13 protein-coding genes, 2 tRNA genes and 2 other RNA genes are annotated in these 20,846 nt (G+C 39.5%); 15 read left to right on the top strand and 2 right to left on the bottom strand.

Going from position 1 to position 20,846, the window contains the following annotated elements; all coding sequences use genetic code 11:
- Nucleotides 1–15: 15 nt before the first annotated feature.
- Both GYM75_RS12190 and GYM75_RS12185 read right to left on the bottom strand, forming a co-directional pair.
- Nucleotides 16–1,317 (bottom strand): ATP-binding protein, encoded by a 1,302-nt coding sequence (locus GYM75_RS12190; protein ID WP_220216181.1) that lies wholly within the window; start codon nt 1,315–1,317, stop codon nt 16–18.
- A gap of 18 nt (nt 1,318–1,335) precedes the next feature.
- Entirely contained in the window at nt 1,336–2,016 is a 681-nt protein-coding gene (locus GYM75_RS12185) for a response regulator transcription factor (protein WP_363317373.1), read from the bottom strand.
- Between the two features lie 333 nt (nt 2,017–2,349).
- Between GYM75_RS12185 and GYM75_RS12180 the strand changes: the two genes are divergently transcribed.
- The 15 genes from GYM75_RS12180 (at nt 2,350) to GYM75_RS12110 (ending at nt 20,839) form a co-directional block, all read left to right on the top strand.
- Entirely contained in the window at nt 2,350–3,654 is a 1,305-nt protein-coding gene (locus GYM75_RS12180; RefSeq protein WP_220216179.1) for a serine dehydratase subunit alpha family protein, read from the top strand.
- Between the two features lie 115 nt (nt 3,655–3,769).
- A tRNA-His gene (locus GYM75_RS12175) sits at nt 3,770–3,845 on the top strand.
- 25 nt (nt 3,846–3,870) lie between these two features.
- Nucleotides 3,871–3,947 (top strand) — tRNA-Pro (locus GYM75_RS12170).
- A gap of 39 nt (nt 3,948–3,986) precedes the next feature.
- Nucleotides 3,987–4,112, top strand: a non-coding RNA gene (locus GYM75_RS12165) — RtT sRNA.
- Between the two features lie 39 nt (nt 4,113–4,151).
- Nucleotides 4,152–4,277: non-coding RNA, RtT sRNA (locus GYM75_RS12160), on the top strand.
- A 441-nt stretch (nt 4,278–4,718) separates the two neighbouring features.
- The gene (locus GYM75_RS12155) at nt 4,719–5,441 is read left to right on the top strand and encodes a GntR family transcriptional regulator (protein WP_220216178.1); all 723 of its coding nucleotides are present in this window, start codon (nt 4,719–4,721) and stop codon (nt 5,439–5,441) included.
- On the top strand, nt 5,438–6,121 hold the full coding sequence (locus GYM75_RS12150; protein WP_220216177.1) for a GntR family transcriptional regulator: 684 nt from the start codon (nt 5,438–5,440) through the stop codon (nt 6,119–6,121). The genes GYM75_RS12155 and GYM75_RS12150 overlap by 4 nt, the downstream gene beginning before the upstream one ends.
- Before the next feature lie 11 nt (nt 6,122–6,132).
- The gene (locus GYM75_RS12145; protein WP_220216176.1) at nt 6,133–6,600 is read left to right on the top strand and encodes a PTS sugar transporter subunit IIB; all 468 of its coding nucleotides are present in this window, start codon (nt 6,133–6,135) and stop codon (nt 6,598–6,600) included.
- 17 nt (nt 6,601–6,617) lie between these two features.
- Nucleotides 6,618–7,454 (top strand): PTS sugar transporter subunit IIC, encoded by an 837-nt coding sequence (locus GYM75_RS12140; protein ID WP_220216175.1) that lies wholly within the window; start codon nt 6,618–6,620, stop codon nt 7,452–7,454.
- The gene (locus GYM75_RS12135) at nt 7,435–8,256 is read left to right on the top strand and encodes a PTS system mannose/fructose/sorbose family transporter subunit IID (protein ID WP_220216174.1); all 822 of its coding nucleotides are present in this window, start codon (nt 7,435–7,437) and stop codon (nt 8,254–8,256) included. The genes GYM75_RS12140 and GYM75_RS12135 overlap by 20 nt, the downstream gene beginning before the upstream one ends.
- Before the next feature lie 13 nt (nt 8,257–8,269).
- Complete coding sequence (locus GYM75_RS12130; protein WP_220216173.1) at nt 8,270–9,355, top strand: SIS domain-containing protein; 1,086 nt, start codon at nt 8,270–8,272, stop codon at nt 9,353–9,355.
- Nucleotides 9,352–10,350: an SIS domain-containing protein gene (locus GYM75_RS12125; protein WP_220216172.1), complete on the top strand. Its 999-nt coding sequence runs from the start codon at nt 9,352–9,354 to the stop codon at nt 10,348–10,350. The genes GYM75_RS12130 and GYM75_RS12125 overlap by 4 nt, the downstream gene beginning before the upstream one ends.
- Before the next feature lie 12 nt (nt 10,351–10,362).
- On the top strand, nt 10,363–10,797 hold the full coding sequence (locus GYM75_RS12120) for a PTS sugar transporter subunit IIA (RefSeq protein WP_220216171.1): 435 nt from the start codon (nt 10,363–10,365) through the stop codon (nt 10,795–10,797).
- 323 nt (nt 10,798–11,120) lie between these two features.
- Complete coding sequence (locus tag GYM75_RS12115) at nt 11,121–12,827, top strand: ShlB/FhaC/HecB family hemolysin secretion/activation protein (protein ID WP_220216170.1); 1,707 nt, start codon at nt 11,121–11,123, stop codon at nt 12,825–12,827.
- A 170-nt stretch (nt 12,828–12,997) separates the two neighbouring features.
- On the top strand, nt 12,998–20,839 hold the full coding sequence (locus GYM75_RS12110) for a hemagglutinin repeat-containing protein (RefSeq protein WP_220216169.1): 7,842 nt from the start codon (nt 12,998–13,000) through the stop codon (nt 20,837–20,839).
- Nucleotides 20,840–20,846 lie beyond the last annotated feature (7 nt).

The raw sequence follows: 20,846 nt of genomic DNA, 5'->3' as shown, positions 1-20,846 counted from the left end.
AAAAAGTCGCTCTTTTTAGTGTTTTCGCCAATACGGTAAGCGAATAGTGACAATCAATCCACCACCATCACGATTAGTCGCTTGAATTGTACCATTGTGCATGGTAAAGGTTTTTCTTGCGATAGCAAGACCTAGACCATATCCTTTACCTAATTGAGGCGATTGTATACGGACAAAGGGCTCGAATATACTGGATAGTTTATTTGGATCAACGCCAGGACCACGATCTTTAACTTCAATTTGTAAGTATTTACCCACTTCTTTTAATAAAACTTCTACGACTTGACCTGCTTTAGAAAAACGAATCGCATTACGAATAATATTTTCAACAGCTCGACGGATTTGTTCGGAATTTCCTTTAACAATTGAATGGATAATAGGTGAAGAAATAAAGTGGACATTAATCGATTGGTGATTTGCTTCATAGTTTGCATCATTAATGACTACCCGAAGTAAATCTTTTAAATCAAAATATTCGTCAGTGCGATTGTTCATTTCAGCACGTGAATAATTCAAAATTTCACCTATAAGCTGATCTAACCGTTGAGATTCCAATTCAATTCTAGCAAGGGAATTATCAATATTTTGCTTATTTTGCTGGGCTAAACCAATGGCTAATTGTAAGCGCGCAAGTGGTGTTCTAAGTTCATGCGAAACATCGTGAAGTAAAGCTTGGCGATCAGAAATTAGAATATTAAGCTGTTCAACCATCATGTCAAAATCTTTGCCCAATTCGCTAAGTTCATCTCGTCGAGGTTTTAATTTATTGAATAACCGGACAGAAAGATCGCCTTGAGACACCCGAAAAAAGCCTTGTCTTAGTAGCTTCATTGGTCTGGTTAGATTCCAAGCTAAGAAAAGACTGAATACTAATCCGACACAAATACCCATTAATAAAATTGGCATTGGCATATTAAACAGGGCTTTTTTGACTTGATCGTCTTTATCTTTATCTTCCCTAAACGACACCGCATAAAGAGTACCATCAGGTGCAACCGCAGTACGTTGGTAAATATAATTTGGTGGTTCTAATTCATCAGTAATGATATTAACCTGATCATTTTGAGGCGAGATTAGTTTTATCGATAACAAAACTCGCTCACGTTCAGGTAGATGAGCAACAAAATTGAGGGTTTCGTTCTCACCTGCTACATGTAATAATTGGGCAATCATGTCGACTTTTGTCGGCATATGGTTGAGAAATCGTTGGTTTTTATTTTCTATATAATAAGAAAATGCAATCCAGGTTAACTGGAAAGTAAGATAGAAAATCACCCAAAATATAATGAGTATTTTCCAAAATAATCGACGATTCATCTTAAGCCTATTATGATATTAACGAATACGATAACCAACCGCTCTGATGGTTTCGATAGTTACCACATTTTGTGCGACTTGATGTAATTTCTGACGAATATTACTGATATGCACATCGACACTGCGGTCATAAAGCTCACGTGCACGGCCAAGTCCTATCTCGGACAATTCTTCTTTTGTGACAACCCGTTCACTATGTTTTACAAGTAAAACAAGTAAATTAAACTCAGTAGAAGTTAAATCAATAACTTGACCATTCCAAGTACATAACCGTTGCGGTAAATCTAATACTAAACCATTAAAATGGTATTTTTTGTCGTCGACGGTTTCAACTGAACGTTCATCAAAGCGACGCAAAACAGCACGCAATCTCGCTAATAATTCGCGTGGATAACATGGTTTAGGAATATAATCATCAGCACCGAGTTCTAAGCCTAAAACGCGATCGATATTGTCACCTTTTGCCGTTAGCATAATAACTGGCATATTACATTGTTGACGGATACTTTTTAGAACATCAATACCATTAATATCGGGTAACATCACATCAAGGATAGCTGCTCGATATTTGCCTGATAGTGCCTCTTCGATACCATCTTTACCTAAATAAACGCTTTTGATATTAAACCCTTCGTTGGTCAAATATTCACTAAGCATTTGTGATAATTCAACATCATCATCAATTAATAAAATATTTATCATAATCGCCATTATTATTTAATTATAGGTAGTTACATTATTACAATAATAAAAAAAATGTCAGGTAACTTTACTAAAATATTACATATTTTGAACAATTACTGGCTGTTTAATTTACTACCTGGTTGATAACAAAAACTTTAGTTTAACTATAGCTTTAATTAAAATTTAAACGAAAATGAATAATGTTCTATTTTAATTAATTTATTTGCTATAAAATTGCACTATTATATAGAGATTGTGTAATATCATCATTCAAATATGACTTAAGATATAATAAAATAATAATAAAGAATTTGTTAAATTTTCACCTAATAATTTTACGATTAATCAATGGATAAGTTTGGACAACAATTGCAATGGCAGGCATTAATTGAACTAATAAAGCATGAAGTTTTACCAGCACTTGGTTGTACAGAACCTATTTCTCTGGCATTTGCTTCAGCTGTAGCAACTCAGTATATAGACAAAAGCAAAATAAAAAAAATAGAGGCTTATGTTTCCCCTAATTTGATGAAGAATGGAATGGGTGTCACTGTTCCTGGTACTGGTATGGTTGGCTTACCTATTGCTGCTGCGATTGGGGCTATCGGTGGTGACGCTGATGCTGGTTTGGAAGTATTAAAAAAAATTACTTCACAGCAACTTATACAAGCAAAAAAAATGCTTACCGATAATAAAGTTAGTGTCCATATAGCTGAAAATCACAAAGCTATCTACTCCGAAGCTAATATTTACACTGAAACAGATCATGTTAGAGTTTGTGTTGAAAATTCACATACCAATTTAGTTTTAATCGAAAAAAATAGTGAAATAATTTATCAATCTGATTCGGATTGTGCCGATCAATTAAATCAAAATCCAATAATAAAACAAATGTCGGTAAAATCTATTTATGAATTTGCTACCTATGCAAATTTTGATGATATAAAATTTATTTTACAGGCTGCTAAATTAAACAATGCTTTATCTGAAGAAGGGTTAAAACGAGAATACGGATTAAGTATTGCGGCTACATTACATGAACATACAAAAAATGGATTAATGGCGGATGATTTACTGTCTAAAGTGATTATTCGCACCACAGCAGCATCTGATGCTCGAATGGGCGGAGCTACATTGCCAGCAATGAGTAATTCAGGTTCTGGTAACCAAGGTATTACGGCAACCATGCCTGTTGTTGTTGTGGCTGAACATTTAAAAGCCTCTCAAGAGCAATTAGCCAGAGCGCTTATTTTATCGCACACCATAGCAATCTATATCCATAGTAAATATCCGCCATTATCTGCGCTTTGTGCCGCTTCAACTGCTGCTATGGGCTCAGCAGCAGGAATGGCATGGTTGTTAGGCAAAAGAGAGTATGAACCGGTAGATATGGCTATTTGTAGTATGATTGGGGATTTATCTGGTATTATTTGTGATGGTGCATCTAATAGTTGCGCTATGAAAGTTTCAACATCCGTATCTTCAGCTTTCAAAGCCGTTCTCATGGCTTTAAATCGTATTCGGGTCACCGGTAAAGAAGGGATTGTGTGTGATAGCGTTGAAACGTCAATTAATAATTTAGGGGCAATTGTCAGTAACAGCATGAAAGCCACTGATACACAGATTATTCATATCATGTCGCATAAAGTTTAAATATACTAGAGGGTTAAACCATAAGGCGGTTTTTATATAACCAATTGAAGATTTTTTTTAAAAATATACTGGACAATATTATTTTTTATGCGTAATATTTCGTCCTACTTCAGCGGTGGCTATAGCTCAGTTGGTAGAGCCCTGGATTGTGATTCCAGTTGTCGTGGGTTCGAGTCCCATTAGCCACCCCATTTATGCAATGCATAATAAATCTGACGGCGAGTAGCGCAGCTTGGTAGCGCAACTGGTTTGGGACCAGTGGGTCGGAGGTTCGAATCCTCTCTCGCCGACCAATTTGAACAAAAAAGCCTACTCTTATGAGTGGGCTTTTTTGTTATCTACGTTTAAAGAGGATGAGAACCGACTGGAGGTTTGAGCTGAGCGAAGCGAAACAGCGTTGCTTCAGCAACGACCCGAAGGGCGAGCATGAAATGCGAGTAATCCTCTCTCGCCGACCAATTTGAACAAAAAAGCCTACTCTTATGAGTGGGCTTTTTTGTTATCTACGTTTAAAGAGGATGAGAACCGACTGGAGGTTTGAGCTGAGCGAAGCGAAACAGCGTTGCTTCAGCAACGACCCGAAGGGCGAGCATGAAATGCGAGTAATCCTCTCTCGCCGACCAATTTGAACAAAAAGCCTGCTCTTATGAGCGGGCTTTTTTGTTATCTAGGTTTTGATGAGAAGAGAATCGAGAATAATCGCTTACACTTTATCTGATAAAACATAACTCACACCAAGTTCAACAAATTTATAAATATTATTTTCGTCCATAATTTTAATAGATTGAGGTGGAAGCGATTCCACTTTAATCATAGATAAGCTTGCACCTATCTTGTCTAAATTATCTGTAATTATTCTATTTTAATTACTTCACCTATTAGTTAATTCACACTAAATAGTTATTGTCCTGATTTTATGTAGTTAATAATAAATATTGTGATCTCGGCTACACTTTTGGTACTTAAAATTGACGGCATGTATTTTTTTAGATAATTTTTAATCAGTAATTGGTTGTTAAAGATATATCTATTGGATAAAAAAGCCCAAATATGGAGCGTGATCTTTGGAATACCGTGATATTGCAGTCAAAACTGAAGTCGAAGAACAAATTAGAGCAAATCCTAAAATAATCAGTCAAATAAAGACAGAAAGAGGGCTTGCCGAATATTTTGGGGTAAGCCGAACGACAGTTAGAAGAGCATTAAGTGATTTAATGATGGAAGGTGATGTTTTTCAGGAAGATCACCATCTCCCTAATCATACTGTCTTTGAAATGAATATGCTAAAAATGTCTTCGTTTACTGAAGAGTGCCAAAAAGAAGATGATGTTCACATCAAAATTAAAGTACTCTCTAATGATATCATCCCAATGCCTACCGAATTAAACACCTTTTTTAAATCAAATCAGCGATTAATCAGAATAGCAAGACAACGTTTATTGAATAAAACTCCGTTATCTTATGAAATAAGTTATCTTCCTTCTAAAAAATTTAAAGATTTAGTTAAACAAGATTTAAATGATGTTTCGCTTTATGAATATTTAAAAACACATTTTCATGTTATACCCAGTCATGGTCGAGAAGAGATCGCATATGAAGTCGCTCTCAACGATAAAGCCAAATATTTAGCAATTACTGAAGGCACACCTATCTATAAAGTATCAAGTTACAGTTATGATCATGACTTTGAACCGTTTGAACACACCGACCAGTACTTAATTGGTAATCGATTTAAATATCACTTATCTGCAAAAAATATCTTTAATTATCAGGAAGAATACAAATGAAGTTATTTGAAAAATTAGCACTCCAATTAATGGAGCAGATAAGTACAGGACAATATAGTGTGGGTGCAGAGTTACCGCCAGAAGGTCAGTTGCAAAAAGATTATGATGTCAGTCGAACCACAGTCCGTAAAGCGATTGATCGTTTAGTTGAAAAAAATATGGTGGTCAGAAAGAAAGGGGTTGGATTATTTGTCGCTCCTACACTTTCAACTCAAACGATTTTAGAAATGACAGGCATAATTAAACCTCAAGCTTATTCAAATCATAAAAAGCAGATCAAAGAAGCCTATCTCAGGCAAGCAGGTTGTTATTACAGCCAATTATTAAAAATAAAATCAACGGAACTTATCTACTTTATTGGTTTTTTGGAGATAGCAACAAATAGCGTAACGAAAACCATTTTTTTGCTACCGTTAACTAATTTTCCTGACTTTCAGCTTTCCATTATCAAGGTACTATCAGCACTTGAAATCATTAATTCGGGAAAGAAAAAAGTCGATAAATTAGAGCAAGATTTGCAATTGATGGTAGCCAATGCTGAACTTTCCAAACAATTACGTATCAATATTAACGCCCCATTTTTTAAAATTACTAATCACTATTTTGATATTAATAACGAACCGATTGCGCTTGAGTACAAGTTTGCTAGTAATACTAAATATGTGGTCGATTTCACCTAGGAGGTATATCAATGATTAAATTATTACGTGTAGATCACCGTTTATTACATGGTCAGGTAGTTGTTTCATGGTTCGAAAATGTTGGTGCAAACACTATTTTAGTGGCTAATGATGTCGTGGCTAATGACGAATTACGTAAATCTGCTATTCGTTTAGCTAAACCAGAAAATGCAAAATTAGTGATGAAGTCAATTGATGACAGTATTGAGGCGATCAATTCAGGCGTAACAGATAAATATCAAATGTTAATTGTCGTTGAATCCGTTGCAGATGCTGAAAAACTCATACGAGCCACGCAAGGAAAAGTCACTAGCCTAAATTTAGGCGGTACTAAACCTCGAGAAGGGACAAAAAATTACTCTAAAACAATCAATTTAACTGATACTGAGGCGGATTTATTAACAGGATTACAACAAGACGGCATTGAGATCTATATTCAACAAGTCCCAAGCGAATCAAAGCAAAAATTTGAAAAATAGTTAAGAGGGACAAAAATATGAGTATCGAATTAACAGCTATTGTTTTAGCTTTGATTGCGATGTTAGCCAATGGTGAATACTTATTAGGTTCATCAATGTTATCCAGACCACTTGTTACTTGTACTTTAGCTGGTTTAGTCATGGGCGACATCACACAAGGTATTGTTATTGGTGCTACATTAGAACTCGCATTTGTAGGTTCGTTTTCTATTGGCGCTTCTATTCCACCCGAAATTATATCAGGCAGTATACTGGGTACCGCGTTCGCCATTGGGGCAGGTAAAAGTACCGAAATTGCTTTGGCGTTAGGTATTCCTATTGCTTCATTAGTTTTATTGGTTAAAAACTTATGTTTTCTTTTTATTCTTCCTTACTTTGTTCATAAAGCGGATAAATACGCCAGTGAAGGCAATGGTAAAGGTATGGATCGAATGAATTTATTAGGTGGATTCTTTTCAATCAATCTGCCAATCGGTTTAGTCGTAGGACTTTCTTATCTATTTGGCAGTTCTGCGGTGAATGGTCTATTGGAAATGATACCTAAATTTATTATTGAAGGACTAGGTATTGCAACTGGTTTATTGCCGGCATTTGGATTTGCAATGTTAATGAAAATCATGATTAAAAAGACCAATGCTACCTTCTTTATTTTTGGTTTTGCACTTGCCGTTTATATGAAAGTACCCGTTACCGGTGTGGCAATCTTTGGGGGATGTCTTGCGCTCATTTTAACGGGTTATTCGGCATTTAATGGCAAAAAGATGATTACAGAAGAAAGTGGGCAAAAACTCAGTACCACTATGGGAAATGCGGTAGTTGCACAGGAGATCGATTATGAAAATGAAGAGTTCTAAACTAATAACCAATAAGGAGTTATCCAGAACGTTTTGGCGTTCATTTACCGCTGAATGGTCATGGAATTATGAACGACAAATGAACTTAGGCTATTCCTATGCGATGAGACCAGCTTTAGATAAGATTTACAGTCATAATAAAATCGAACTCACTGATGCCTATCAACGACATTTAGAATTTTATAACGTCACACCATGGTTAATCACCTTTCCACTAGGTATTTGTATTGCCATGGAAGAACAAAATGCCACCGATAGTGATTTTGATAAAAGCGCTATCAATGATGTCAAAATTGCACTAATGGGGCCTTTAAGTGGTCTGGGGGATTCGTTTTTTTGGGGAACATTACGCGTTATTGCAACAGGTATTGGTACCTCTTTAGCACTAAAAGGTAATATTCTAGGCCCACTTCTCTTTTTGCTTATCTTTAATGTACCTGCCATTTTAGCCCGTTATTTTGGTTTACTGATAGGCTATAACATTGGCACATCTTTTATTGAAAAGGTCCAAAAGACAGGTTTAATGGATAAATTATCCTATGGAGCATCTGTGTTAGGGCTATGTGTGGTCGGTGCCATGGTTGCTACTATGGTGACATTAAATATGCCGTTAAAAATTGGGTCTGGCGATGATTCAGCCTCACTACAAGATATCTTCAACGGAATTGTACCGCAAATTTTGCCTTTGATGTTTACGTTATTCATCTTCATGTTAGTCAAAAAAGGGATTAAAGCGCATTGGATACTTCTACTTATTGCCGCAATCGGGATTTTAGGGGCATGGAGTGGATTATTGGGATAATTAGGAAATAAAAATGAAAAGTATCGCAGACTATGTCGCCTTAGTGCCTGAATTTTATCAAAGCATATTAGATCATTATCAATCGTTATTTGCTGATCAGATTGATTTAAATACTGAAAAGTCACTTCAATCGATTGTCATTTTTGCCACAGGATCAAGTGCCAACGCCGCTTATAGTGCCAGACCATTGATGAGTAAAATATTAAAACTCCCTGTTTATATTGAAGATCCTTCCATGGCAGCAAACTACTTACACTATAATGACGCTAATACGCTCTATTTTGCCATATCACAAGGTGGGGAAAGCTATTCCACCATTCATTTGGTTGAACAATTTATTAAAGAAAATCGAACTATTTATACCCTCACTAGTAATTCTAACAGTCCGATATATAACATCAGCAATCATGTTTTATCAATGGGGATGCCAGTTGAAGAAATGCCCTATGTGAGTGCTGGCTATAGTGTCATTATTCTTGATTTAATGTTGATTGCGTTAATTATTGGTCAAAAAACAGGGTGTTTGGATAAGCAACAATTTGAAAGTTATCTTAAACAAATACAGAATGTTACGACATCATTGCCACAAGTTATCCTACAATCACAATCATGGGTAAATCATCATCTCAAACAATTTGATCACGCTAAACGAGTGATTTTTATTGGCTATGGTGCAACTTATGGTGTCGTTCGTGAAGGAGAAACTAAATTCACCGAAACGGTTCGTAACACGGCGTTCGGAAAAGAATTGGAAGAGTACATGCATGGCCCTTATCTCGGCTTACATCCTGATGATTACATCATATTTATTGAACCAAAAGGGTTATTAGAAGCAAGAGCCGTAGCATTAAAAACCTTTTTGAATCGCTATGCAAAACAGGTAATAACCCTATATGCACACCACTCGCATTCTATTACTGAGCACGATCTAAACTTTGATATCCATTGTGATGAATTATTAACATCATTATTTATGACTATTCCTATTCATCTACTCAGTTACCAGCTATCCCTGTTAAAGGGTCATAATCTAGAAAAATCAACATATCCAGAATTTGATGAAATCACTAAATCCAAAATTAAGAGGGTCACCGTATGAGAAAATTTGACGAACAAAAAGAACTTAACAGTATGAATGGCGCATTAAAATTACGTCCGTTTATTAATCAGTTTATTGATCAGATTCATGAACGAGGTTATCGTAATATCTGTTGGTTAGGCATTGGTGGCACTTATGCTTCATCAATGCAAGCCGTCGTTCATATGAAAGAAAAATCTGCACTAGAAACTTTTGTGCAACATGCTGCGGAATATTTGGTAACTGGCAATAAGCGAATAACCAAAGATTCTTTAATAATCATCTCCTCAGTGACTGGCTCAACACAAGAAGTCGTTGAGGCTATCGATAAAATTCAAAAAGAAGTCGGCTCAACGGTATTAGCCTTTTTAGATAATGCTGATTCACCATTAGGTAAAATGGTAGATCACGTTATTTCTTATCCGATGAATGAACAGTTAAAATTCTTTATGACCGCAGACAGACTAATGTATTTAGCCGGTGAATTTCCAGACTATGATGAATTTTATCAACAAATGGATCAACATTTTGCCAAAAATATTGTTGCTGTTGCCAAAAAAGCCGATGCCTTTGGGCAAGAAGTTGCGCAAAAACATCACGATGATGCCATGCATTACTTTGTTGGAGCAGGTAATCAATGGGGAGCAACCTATTCACATGCTATGTGTTACTGGGAAGAACAGCATTGGTTACGTTCAAAATCAATCGAATCTGCTGAATTTTTTCATGGAACATTAGAAATTATAGACAGGGATACGGCTGTTACTGTCTACGTTGGTGAAGATAGTCAGCGCTCACTTAGTGAAAGAGTAGCTAAATTTTTACCACAAATCTGCGCTAATTACACCATAATTGATACTAAAGATTATGAATTGCCGGGTATTTCGGAAAAATATCGGGGGCACTTATCTCCATTTGTTTTTCGTGCTATTAATAACCGAATTGATGCTTATGTCGAACACCTCAATCGTCATCCAATGTCAATCCGTCGTTATTATCGTTGCTTAGATTACTAAAAGGAGTCGTGCATGATTGCAGTATTAGTAAGTACTCACGGCACAATGGCTAACAGTTTAATTGAAACGGCTGAAATGATATGCGGTAAGCAAACTCAATGTGAAGCTGTTCCCTTTTTAATGGGACAATCGCTAGATGATTTTCAACAGCAAATTGAACAAAAGTTAGTAATGTTAACTAAATCGGGATCAGCCATTTTATGCTTAGTTGATTTAAAGGGTGGTACGCCTTTTAATACTCTTGTTAAGCTGATCCCAAATTACCCGACGATGGAAATTATCACTGGCGTTAATATTCCAATGCTATTAACCACATTCATGCTCAGATCGGATATAAATAATTTGAATGAGTTAATACCAGAAACAATTGAGGTAGCTATGAATGGTATTGAACGCTATAACATTACCTCATTAACCAACAACACGTATCAAAATGAGGAGTTTTAAAGATTTTTTGATTCTCTTTAATTTTTTGAATTAGGCAGATTTTTTATATCAATAAAAAATTTGCCTTTTACCATTGAAAAAATATATAATTTATAGCTACTTTTGATTATAAAAATAAGGTATAATCAAATTACTTATCTATGCCCTCCTTTACTCTGTATTTCATCCTCTTCACTAACTGATAGTAATTCAACTGAGAATGGATGATAAACTATTTCAGTTTATTAATTATAAAATAATTGTAGACAAACCAAACGTTTTTACAGTACCATAACCATTCGTTAAGAAATTGTAACAATTGTTAAAATAATATAAGTATTGTGATGAATTCGTTATTAAAGGTTTATTTACCCGTCTCAGTTTTACTCTGTTCTGTCTCATCGTTTCTGTTTGCTGCTCAACCGCCTGAAGGGTTAAAGATCCTCAGTGATAATCAGCTTATTCGTCAGCAAGAGCATGATAAAGCCTTGCAGGAAACATTAACGCCTGCCTCGCCAGATATTCGCTTATTACCACCGATTGATAGCTTAGGGGAAATGCAATTCCCGCAGGAGCCTTTATGCTTCAATATTCAAAAAGTTAATTTGGTTGAACGTGATAAGTTAGCCTGGTTTGTTCCCTTAAAAAAATTAGCACAGCAAGCCGAACAGCGCTGTTTAGGGGCGGAAGGGATTAACCTGTTAATGAGTGCGATTCAAGATCGCTTAATCAGTTATGGTTATATCACAACCCGGGTGGTTGCCCCCGAACAAGACCTGAACGAGGGTGAACTGAAATTATTGTTAGTCGAAGGGAAAATTCGTGACGTGCATTATGCCCCTGAGAGTGATAAATATGCACAGTTATACACCGCTATGCCCGCACATGCCGGACAATCGCTGAATTTACGTGATATTGAACAGGGACTTGAAAATCTGCAACGTTTGCCAACCGTCAGCGCACAGATGGAGTTGGTGCCGGGCGATAAACCGGGTGAAAGTGATATTGTTATCAGCCGAAAACAGTCTAAGATGTGGCGTTTAGGCTTATCAGTCGATGATTCAGGGACTAAAAGCACCGGGCGAGACCAGGGAGGCGTGACTTTATATTTAGATAATTTATTATCGTTAAGTGATGCTTTTTATGTCACCGGTGGTCGGGATTTAAGTGGCAAAAGTAAATATGGCTCACGGAATTTTCTGTTTTCTTACTCCGTCCCGTTTGGCTACTGGTTATTCAGCGCCTCGTTATCGGGGAATAAGTACCATCAAACCGTCGCCGGACAACTCGTCGATTACAAATACAGTGGTCGCAGCCGTAATGCCAATTTCCAGTTAAGTCGGGTCATTCATCGAAATGAATCGCAAAAAACCACCCTTAATTATGGCATCACATTAAAGCAATCGCATAACTATATTGATGATAATGAAATTGAAATCCAGCGCCGAAAAACGACTTACTGGCAGCTGGGACTGCAACATCGTCATTATGTCAATGATATGGTTTTTGATGCCGGCGTCTCTTTCCAAAAAGGGGTACGATGGTTTAATGCCCAAAAGGCACCGGAAGAGTATGACCGGGAGGCCAATATCACTCCATTAGCGGAAATTATTTCCGTTAATTTCTCCTCCAACATTCCTTTTACACTGGGCTCACAACAGTTCCGTTATCGTCTGGATTATCAGGGACAATATACGCGCAAAGGGAATTTAACCTCACCTGACCAGTTTTCGATTGGCGGACGCTGGAGTGTACGTGGCTTTGATGGCGAGTTGACGTTAAAAGCTGACCGCGGTTGGTATGTCCGTAATGAGTTGTCATGGCAGGCACCGTTAAATCATGAGCCGTATTTAGGGTTTGATACCGGCGAAGTATCCGGGGCAAAAAGTGAATATCTGTTAGGTCGGCATTTAACCGGCAGTGTGGTGGGGGTGCGTGGCAGTAACTTTGGCATGTACTATGACCTGTTTGCCGGCATGCCTGTTCGTAAGCCAAAAGGATTTAAAACTAATCCAATGACATTAGGCTTTTCACTTAACTGGAGTTTTTAATCTTATTGCCTGACGTTGCAAATTTAGAGGATTAGTCCCGGACAACGTCAGCCAATAACTCACTCAAGAAAACATTAGCAAAACAACAATAGATTAACAGAAAAACAATAACATCATAAAACAATAATAAACAAAACAATTACAGTATAAGGTTATATAAGGGTATTAGCATGAATAAGGATTTATATCGGGTTATCTTTAATAAAAAACGTGGCATGCAGATGGTGGTGGCTGACATAGCAAAAACCCCTACCGGTCACGAAAAATCAACATCAGGTTTAGGTCAGACTTCATCTAAATCCGTGTTGGCAACATTAAAACCGGTTACCTTGTTGATGTCGATATCATTCGGGTTTGTCACCCTCTCTTTACCGGCACATGGCAGTCAAATTATTGCCGACCCGCAGGCAAAGAAAACGCAGCAGGCGCAGGTTATTCAGGCGGCGAATGGGGTCACACAAGTCAATATTCAGACGCCAAACAAAAAAGGGCTTTCTCATAATAAATACAAGCAGTTTGATGTTTCACAGCGTGGGGTGATTTTAAATAACAGCGGCAAAATCACTCAAACTCAGATTGGCGGTTATGTACAAGGTAATGAGTACTTAAAAACAGGCTCAGCAAAAATCATCTTAAACGAAGTCAACTCCCGTAACCCGAGCCAGTTAAATGGGGTCATTGAGGTTGCCGGTCAAAAAGCGCAGGTCATCATCGCCAATCCGTCCGGGATTAGCTGTCACGGGTGTGGTTTTATTAACGCAGACCGAAGCACACTCACCACAGGTAAACCGATAATAGACAACGGAGAGTTAACCGGTTATCAGGTTGAGCAGGGGCATATTTCGGTAGCCGGTAAAGGGCTCGACAGCACCGGACAAAGTTACACGGATTTAATTGCGCGTTCGGTGTCAATAAATTCGGCGGTATGGGCCAATGATTTAAATGTGGTGACCGGTCGTAATAAAGTCAGCCGCAATGCACAGACTATCACCCCGTTAGCGGAGGATAACAGTCCAAAACCGGAAGTGGCACTGGATGTGTCAGCACTGGGCGGGATGTATGCCGGTAAAATCCAGATGGTGGGCACCGAGAAAGGGGTTGGGGTTCGTAATGCCGGTGAATTAGGGAGCAGTAAAGGTCATTTTAGCCTGACAACGGAAGGGAAAATCGTCAATACCGGTACATGGGTCAGTCAGGGCAATATGACGGTTAAGGCAAAAGGTCGCATTACTAACGCCGGGTCAATCGGCAGTCAAGCCGGTCTTCAGGTCAGTACCACCGGTCAGGTAAGCAATAGCGGTAAGATACTGAGCAAGGAAAACTTAACGCTCAAGGCGACGGATAACATCCGTAATGCCGGGGTGATTAACAGTCAGACCAACTTACAGATTAACACCGGTGGAGACCTGAATAACTCAGGCAATATTCAGGCGCATGGTGATATCGCACTTGGCAGTGATAAAACGTTTAAACAGGAAGGTCGCATACTTTCCAAAAAGAATATTGTTGTGACGGCTAATGACATTGTCCAAACCGAATCCGGGTTAATGGCCAGTGGTGTAACCGCTGACGGTGAAGTGCCACAGGGTGGCGATTTAACCTTAAGGGCTGGGCAGCACATGCATTTACACGGTGCGGTGCAGGCGACAAAAAACGCGATCATCAGCGCGAAAGCCATTGACGGACAGGGGCTTAAGCTAAGCAGTGATACCTTAACATTAAATGCCCGTGCGGGTGCTGTCAATCTTGATAATGCCGCTGTGTATGTTGACGGTCAGGCAACGATACATGGCATTGACGGCGTGTCGGCAAAACACGCCACACTCAGTGCCGATTCGCTGACTCTCCACGGGTCAACGATAGATAACCGGGAAGGAACCTTATTTGGTAAAACCGCACTTAATCTCACCACGCAATATCTTGATAATCAGCAAGGGAAGGTATTAAGTCAGGGGCAGTTAACAATAGCCGGGTTTGCTCAGGCGTATCTGAATACGCTGAATAATCAGGATGGGACGATATCGTCGCTTTCGACGTTAAAAATAGGCAGCCACACATTAGCCGGTAATCGCAACGGTCGTATAGAAAGCGGTCAGGATATGTTCCTGACGGTGGTATCTGACTGGATTAATCAACAAACCATTCTGGCCAATGGTCAGCTAACCCTTACTGCCAGTGGCCGCATTGACAATCAGTCACAAATTAAATCCGGGGGGCAATTAACCCTGACCGCCCGTGAAATTTATAATCAACAGGATGGCGATATTGCCGGGGGCAGTACCCGGATTTCGGGCACAGCACTCACCAATTATGGTGTGATTGATGGCGGGCTGACTGATATTCAGACCGATACGCTCAATAATCTCGACAACGGTCGTATTTATGGGGATGCGGTGGTGATTAATACCGGCAAGCTGACTAACCTGAAGTCCGCTGCCAGCTCGGTGGCGCCGGTGATTGGTGCCCGTGACCGGTTACTTATCGGTGCCCGGGAGCTGCTGAATAAAGACCATGCATTATTATTAAGTCAGGGGGAGATGTTTATTGGCGGGCAAGCCAGCACACAAGGGGTGACCGGTCGCAGTCAGCAGGTCAGTAACCACAGTGCCACAATAGAGGCCGGTGGCTCGCTCTATTTAGCGGCGGATAAGTTAGATAACCGGGACTTATATGTCAAAATCAGCAGCCCGGTTGAGGTTGACCGCAAAAGTTATCATGAATATGAATGGTGCTCGGGTGACAAAGATAAATACAGTTGTTTTGGTGGAAATCAAAAACGTTACCGTATCAGTGACAATCGTGAAGGTAAATATCGCTATATTATTGATGAAAATGGCAAAAAGACCGGAGAGGGGCATCTTAAATTTGACAAAGGTAATCACGTCAGGTTTTATGTCAAGGGACTGGGGCACAGTAAACATTTTATAGAGTATTTCTATGACCGGGTTATTTACGAAAGCCAGCTGCTCAATCAGGACCCGGCCAAAATACAGGCCGGTAAAAATCTGATCATTCAGGGCGATGTGGTGACCGATCAGGACAGTCAACTGCTTTCAGGTCAGACCATGCAAATTAATGCAAGGCAGTTTGATAATCTGGAAACCAAAGGTGAACGCTGGATTAAAGAGGTGGATTCAAAAGGTCATAAAAATCGCGGAAGGATTTCTCATTACAAAAAAGAAAAAGACGATCACCACTGGAAAACCAAACAAAAGTACGGCGCTTATCAAGGGGTCAATACCACCGAAGCGATGTCACTGGGCACGTTAACGGTGGCGGAAAACACCCAGCTTTCCCCGGTATCAACCGTTGCTGATAAACAGGGGGTAACGGTATTACCACCGGAATTTGTTCAGTACCCGACAGTGGTGCCGATTAAATTGCCGGATAATACCATTTTTCAAATCAGACCGGAAAAAGAGAGTTTATATTTAATTGAAACTGACCCTCGCTTTACTAACCGTAAAAAATGGATAAGTAGCTTAGATTTTATTGATTCTGACAGTTTACAAAAACGGTTAGGTGATGGTTACTATGAACAGAAATTGATTCAGGACCAGTTGATTGCACTGACCGGTAAAAGTTACCTGTCCGGTTATAACAACAGTGATGACCAGTACCGGGATTTACTCTTAGCCGGTCAGTTATATAGCAAACAATATCAGCTGCAACCGGGGGTTGCTTTAAGCGAAGAGCAGATGGCGGCATTAACCACGGATATGGTGTGGATGGTCAATCAGGCTATCACGTTACCGGATGGTCGGGTGGAAGTGGTCAGCGTGCCTAAATTATATCTGGTGGGCAAGCATACCGGCGTTAACCTGCAAGGGAATGTTGTGCATGCTGGTCAGGTGAATATTCAGACACAAGAGGATATCAATAATCAGGGCGTAATTAGCGGGGATAAGATAGCGGCGAGTGGTCATAATATCATTAACCGGGGAACGATTGCCGGCGACAGTGTCTGGTTAGAGGCCAAACAGGATATTATTAACCAAAGTGGTTTACTGCAGGCAAAAACTGAGCTTGATGCCTATGCCGGTCGGGACATTATTTTAACAACGGAACAACATCAGTCCGGCAAAGAGCGCTGGTTAGATAACACGGCAACCGTGTATGTATCTGACAAAGAAGGGACATTACGGTTAACCGGTCAGCGCAATATTAACATTAATGCGGCGGATATTATCAGTAACGGTAAGGAGACTACGCTAATTGCGGGGAACGATATATCTCTGGGTACCCAAACCATCAGTCATGCCACCGATTACACGCTAAACAGCAAAAACTATGACCGCCGCGAGTCGACGCAGGAGGTAGGCTCATCTATCAGTACGGCCGGTAATTTAACCCTGAAAGCCGGGCATGATGTGAAGGTAAAAGCCAGCGATATCAACAGCGACGGGAACATAGTTGCGCAAGCCGGAAATGATATTCTTATTACCGCCGGGCAGGCAACGTATGACCATGAAGCACGCGCCAAATCGAGCACGAAATCAACCTTTTCGAAAAGCAAATATTCACACTATGGTGAAGAGCATAATAAAACGGCCATTGGTAGCAGTCTGAGCGGTGAAAGTGTGACACTCAATGCCGGTCATGATTTAACGGTGAGCGGTAGTCAGGTTGTCGGGACAGATGATGTGAATTTGCAGGCGGGGAATAATGTTAATATCGATGCTGCAGAAGAGTCTTACTATAAATACCAACAGACCATCAATAAAAAATCAGGCTTAATGAGCAGTGGTGGACTGGGTGTCACGATTGGTAAAACGAAAGAAGATTTAAAACAAACCGATACGGAAAAAGCTTATGTTGGCAGTGTGGTAGGCAGTACTCAAGGTAATGTCAACATTCAGGCGGGCAAGGATATCAAGGTACGTGGAAGTGACATTATTGCGCAGCAGGATGTTAATTTAAAAGCGGAAAATGTTGAAATCACATCTCTTGATGCGAAAACGACCTATAAAGAAGAGTACAGTTATGAAAAATCCGGATTAACGGTTGCGTTAACGGGGACGGCTGCTAATGTTTATGAAGCAGCGCAAGCTCTTGAGCGGGCGAAACATAAAGACAACGATAAGATAATGGCGTTGCAATCGATAAAGTCAGGTTTAACAGTTACAGAAGAGATACAAAATTTACAGCTGAAGAACGATAAAGGTCAAAGTCAAGCCTCGATTGGCGTCAGTGCCATGGTGGGAACGCAACGGACTGAGCGTGTAGTCAATCAGGAACAACATAATGTGATTAGCAGCGGCGTGTCAGCGGGTAAAAATATCAATATTGTTGCTACGGGTGATGCGAATAAAAATGGGGGTGATATCACGTTAAAAGGCAGTGATATCAAAGCCGGCAATGATATTAACCTGACGGCAAATCGTGATTTGAATGTGATTGGTGCGGTAAATACGCAGCACAGTGACCGGGATGAAAAAAGTTATGGTGCGGCGGCAGGTATTCAATTCCAGGTAGGCGGAGATGAAAGTGGCCTGCGGTTTAAAGCGAACGGTAATTTTAGTCGGGAGCGGGAAGTTGCTGATGGCAGTGCATGGACGGAAAGCGTTATTGATGCCAAGAACAAACTGAATATCAAAACGGGCAATGATGTCAATGTGGTGGGTGGTCAGTTGAAAGGCGATACGGTGAAGATGGATGTCGGGAATAACCTGAATATTCAGTCACTGCAAGATACGGATGATTACGACTACGAGAAAATCAGTGCCTCGGTCAGCGGCACGGCAGGCACAGGATTTAGTGCCAATGGTTCGATATCGGCAACGAATATAGACAGTAAATGGGCAAGTGTGACAGACCAGTCGGGGATATTTGCCGGAAAAGGCGGTTATGATATTTATGTGGGTAATAATACTGACTTAAAAGGTGCGGTGATAGCGTCGGAAGCGGAAGATAAAAGTAAGAACAAACTTGATACCGGCACCATCAGCTTCAGTGATATAAAAAACAAGGCAGACTTTAAAGTGACGCATGTTTCGGTGAGTGGGGGAACCGGAGGTCCGGGTGTCCCGACGGCTTATCAAAACAGTGATAGTGACTCAAGCACGACAAAATCGGCGGTAGAAAAAGGCGAGTTAGTCATCCGCAATAAAGAGCAGCAAAAACAGGATATCAATGAATTAAGTCGGGATACGGAGAGTGCGAATAATCCGCTGAAACAGATATTTGATAAGCAAAAAGAGTTAGACAAAATAGAAACGGTCGAGCTTATCAAAGACATTGCACAGCAGGCAAAAAGTGTAATGAATAAGTATGACCGAATTCAGGCGCAAAATGAAGTAGATAAAAATAAGGATGCGTTATCAAAGCTGGAAGCGGAAAAGGCCTATAATAAGCTGAGTGATGCAGAAAAAGCCAAATATAAAACTGTTGAGGATTATTATAATCAGAATAAAGACTACTTCTATTACGTTGCGGTTGATGAGCAGTTAAAAACGAATAGAGAAAATAATAAAAATCTGGGCGGAATGGGGAGTGATGTTAGCAAAGGGATAGACAGTGCGATATCAATAGTGACCGGCATTATCACCGGCAACATCACAGGCGGACTGGCTGGCGCAAGTGCACCTTGGGTAGCGGAGCAGATAAAAATCCAGACAGGAGATAATGAAACTGCCCGTTTAATTTCTCATGCGATTTTGGGTGCGGTGGTAGCTGAACTACAAGGCAACTCAGGACTTGCCGGCGGTGCCGGTGCCGTAACCGGAGAACTTGCTGCGGATATCATACGCAAGCAGCTCTATGGAAAAGACGTTAAGGAATTAACCGAAGCTGAAAAAGAAAATATCAGTGCCCTCGCCCAACTTGCCACCGGACTTGCTATAGCCAGTGCCGGAGGAGATGTCGGTGATGTCAGCACGGGTATAGCAGCAGGTAAGAATGCGGTTGAGAATAATTATTTAAAAGTTTCCGAAGCAAGACGAAAAGCTGAGTTATCTTGGATAAAACCGAACTGGAAAGGTGAGGAGTTAACGGAAGATGAAAAGAAAGAATTAGAGTACATTGAAAAATTGGATAAAAAACGTGATCTGGTTTTGCTAGAAACTTGTTATGCAGGCAATATATCAAGTTCAGCTTGTCAAGGATTACTACAAGAAGCATGGCAAATACAAAATGAATATGCCAAAGAAGCTGCAAGAACTATAAGATATAGTGATGTTTACAGGGAAGATTCGAATAACCTTTATAATATATTATTAGGATTAGACAAGGATTCAGTAAGTTATTGGAAAGACATTGAAGCAATATCAAAAGTAAGTGGTAGACCTTTACTTGAAGTAAAAAAGGAATATAGTTGGGCTTTAATAGCGGATTCTGTATCGAAATCTTTAGCTGCATCGATGGGTTATAACGCTAATGCTGGAAAGAGTACGGGTGCTAACAAACCATTAGATAAAACAGCCTTAGAAACGCAACACGGCAAAGGAAATGTCGAGCAAGGTGGTGGAAATTATAAAGAGACTAAGGATAAAATACTGGATAATCAGGCTACCAATCAGAAAGCCAACGAAAGTAGCAAATTTGGTGACCATGTAAAAAAAGAACAAGAAATTAATTCTGGAAAGGGGACTGGAGGATATTTAAACAAACCCGAACAAGGAGGAACATTAAATATCGGTGCAGGAAATAAACCGATTGAAGGCGCTTATAATATATCTCATCCTGATTATCCTATGGGAAAAAATGTTTATCCTGGCAATGCTAATGATTTGTCAAATATTGCAACAGGTTCTCAAAAAGTCATTATTATGGAAAATCCATATAAATATAAGCCTTTTAATGATGAGGTATTAAGAGTTTTAGATAAAAATGGAACAATTATTGTCAAAGGTAGTTGGAATAATCCGTCGATAAATAATATAGAAAAAATTGCAAAGAGCAAAGGTTTCACTTTAGTTGAAAAAAATATTATTCCAAGTAAAGGTTATTTACAATCAAACGGTAAACCAATACAGAATCCTACTATTACTGAATATAAATTTATTAGAAATTAATGAAGGT

This window comes from Gilliamella sp. ESL0441, from assembly GCF_019469185.1.
Lineage (GTDB): Bacteria > Pseudomonadota > Gammaproteobacteria > Enterobacterales > Orbaceae > Gilliamella.
The sequence above is the reverse complement of the archived record's forward strand: the minus strand, read 5'-3'. Positions and strand labels throughout refer to the sequence as shown.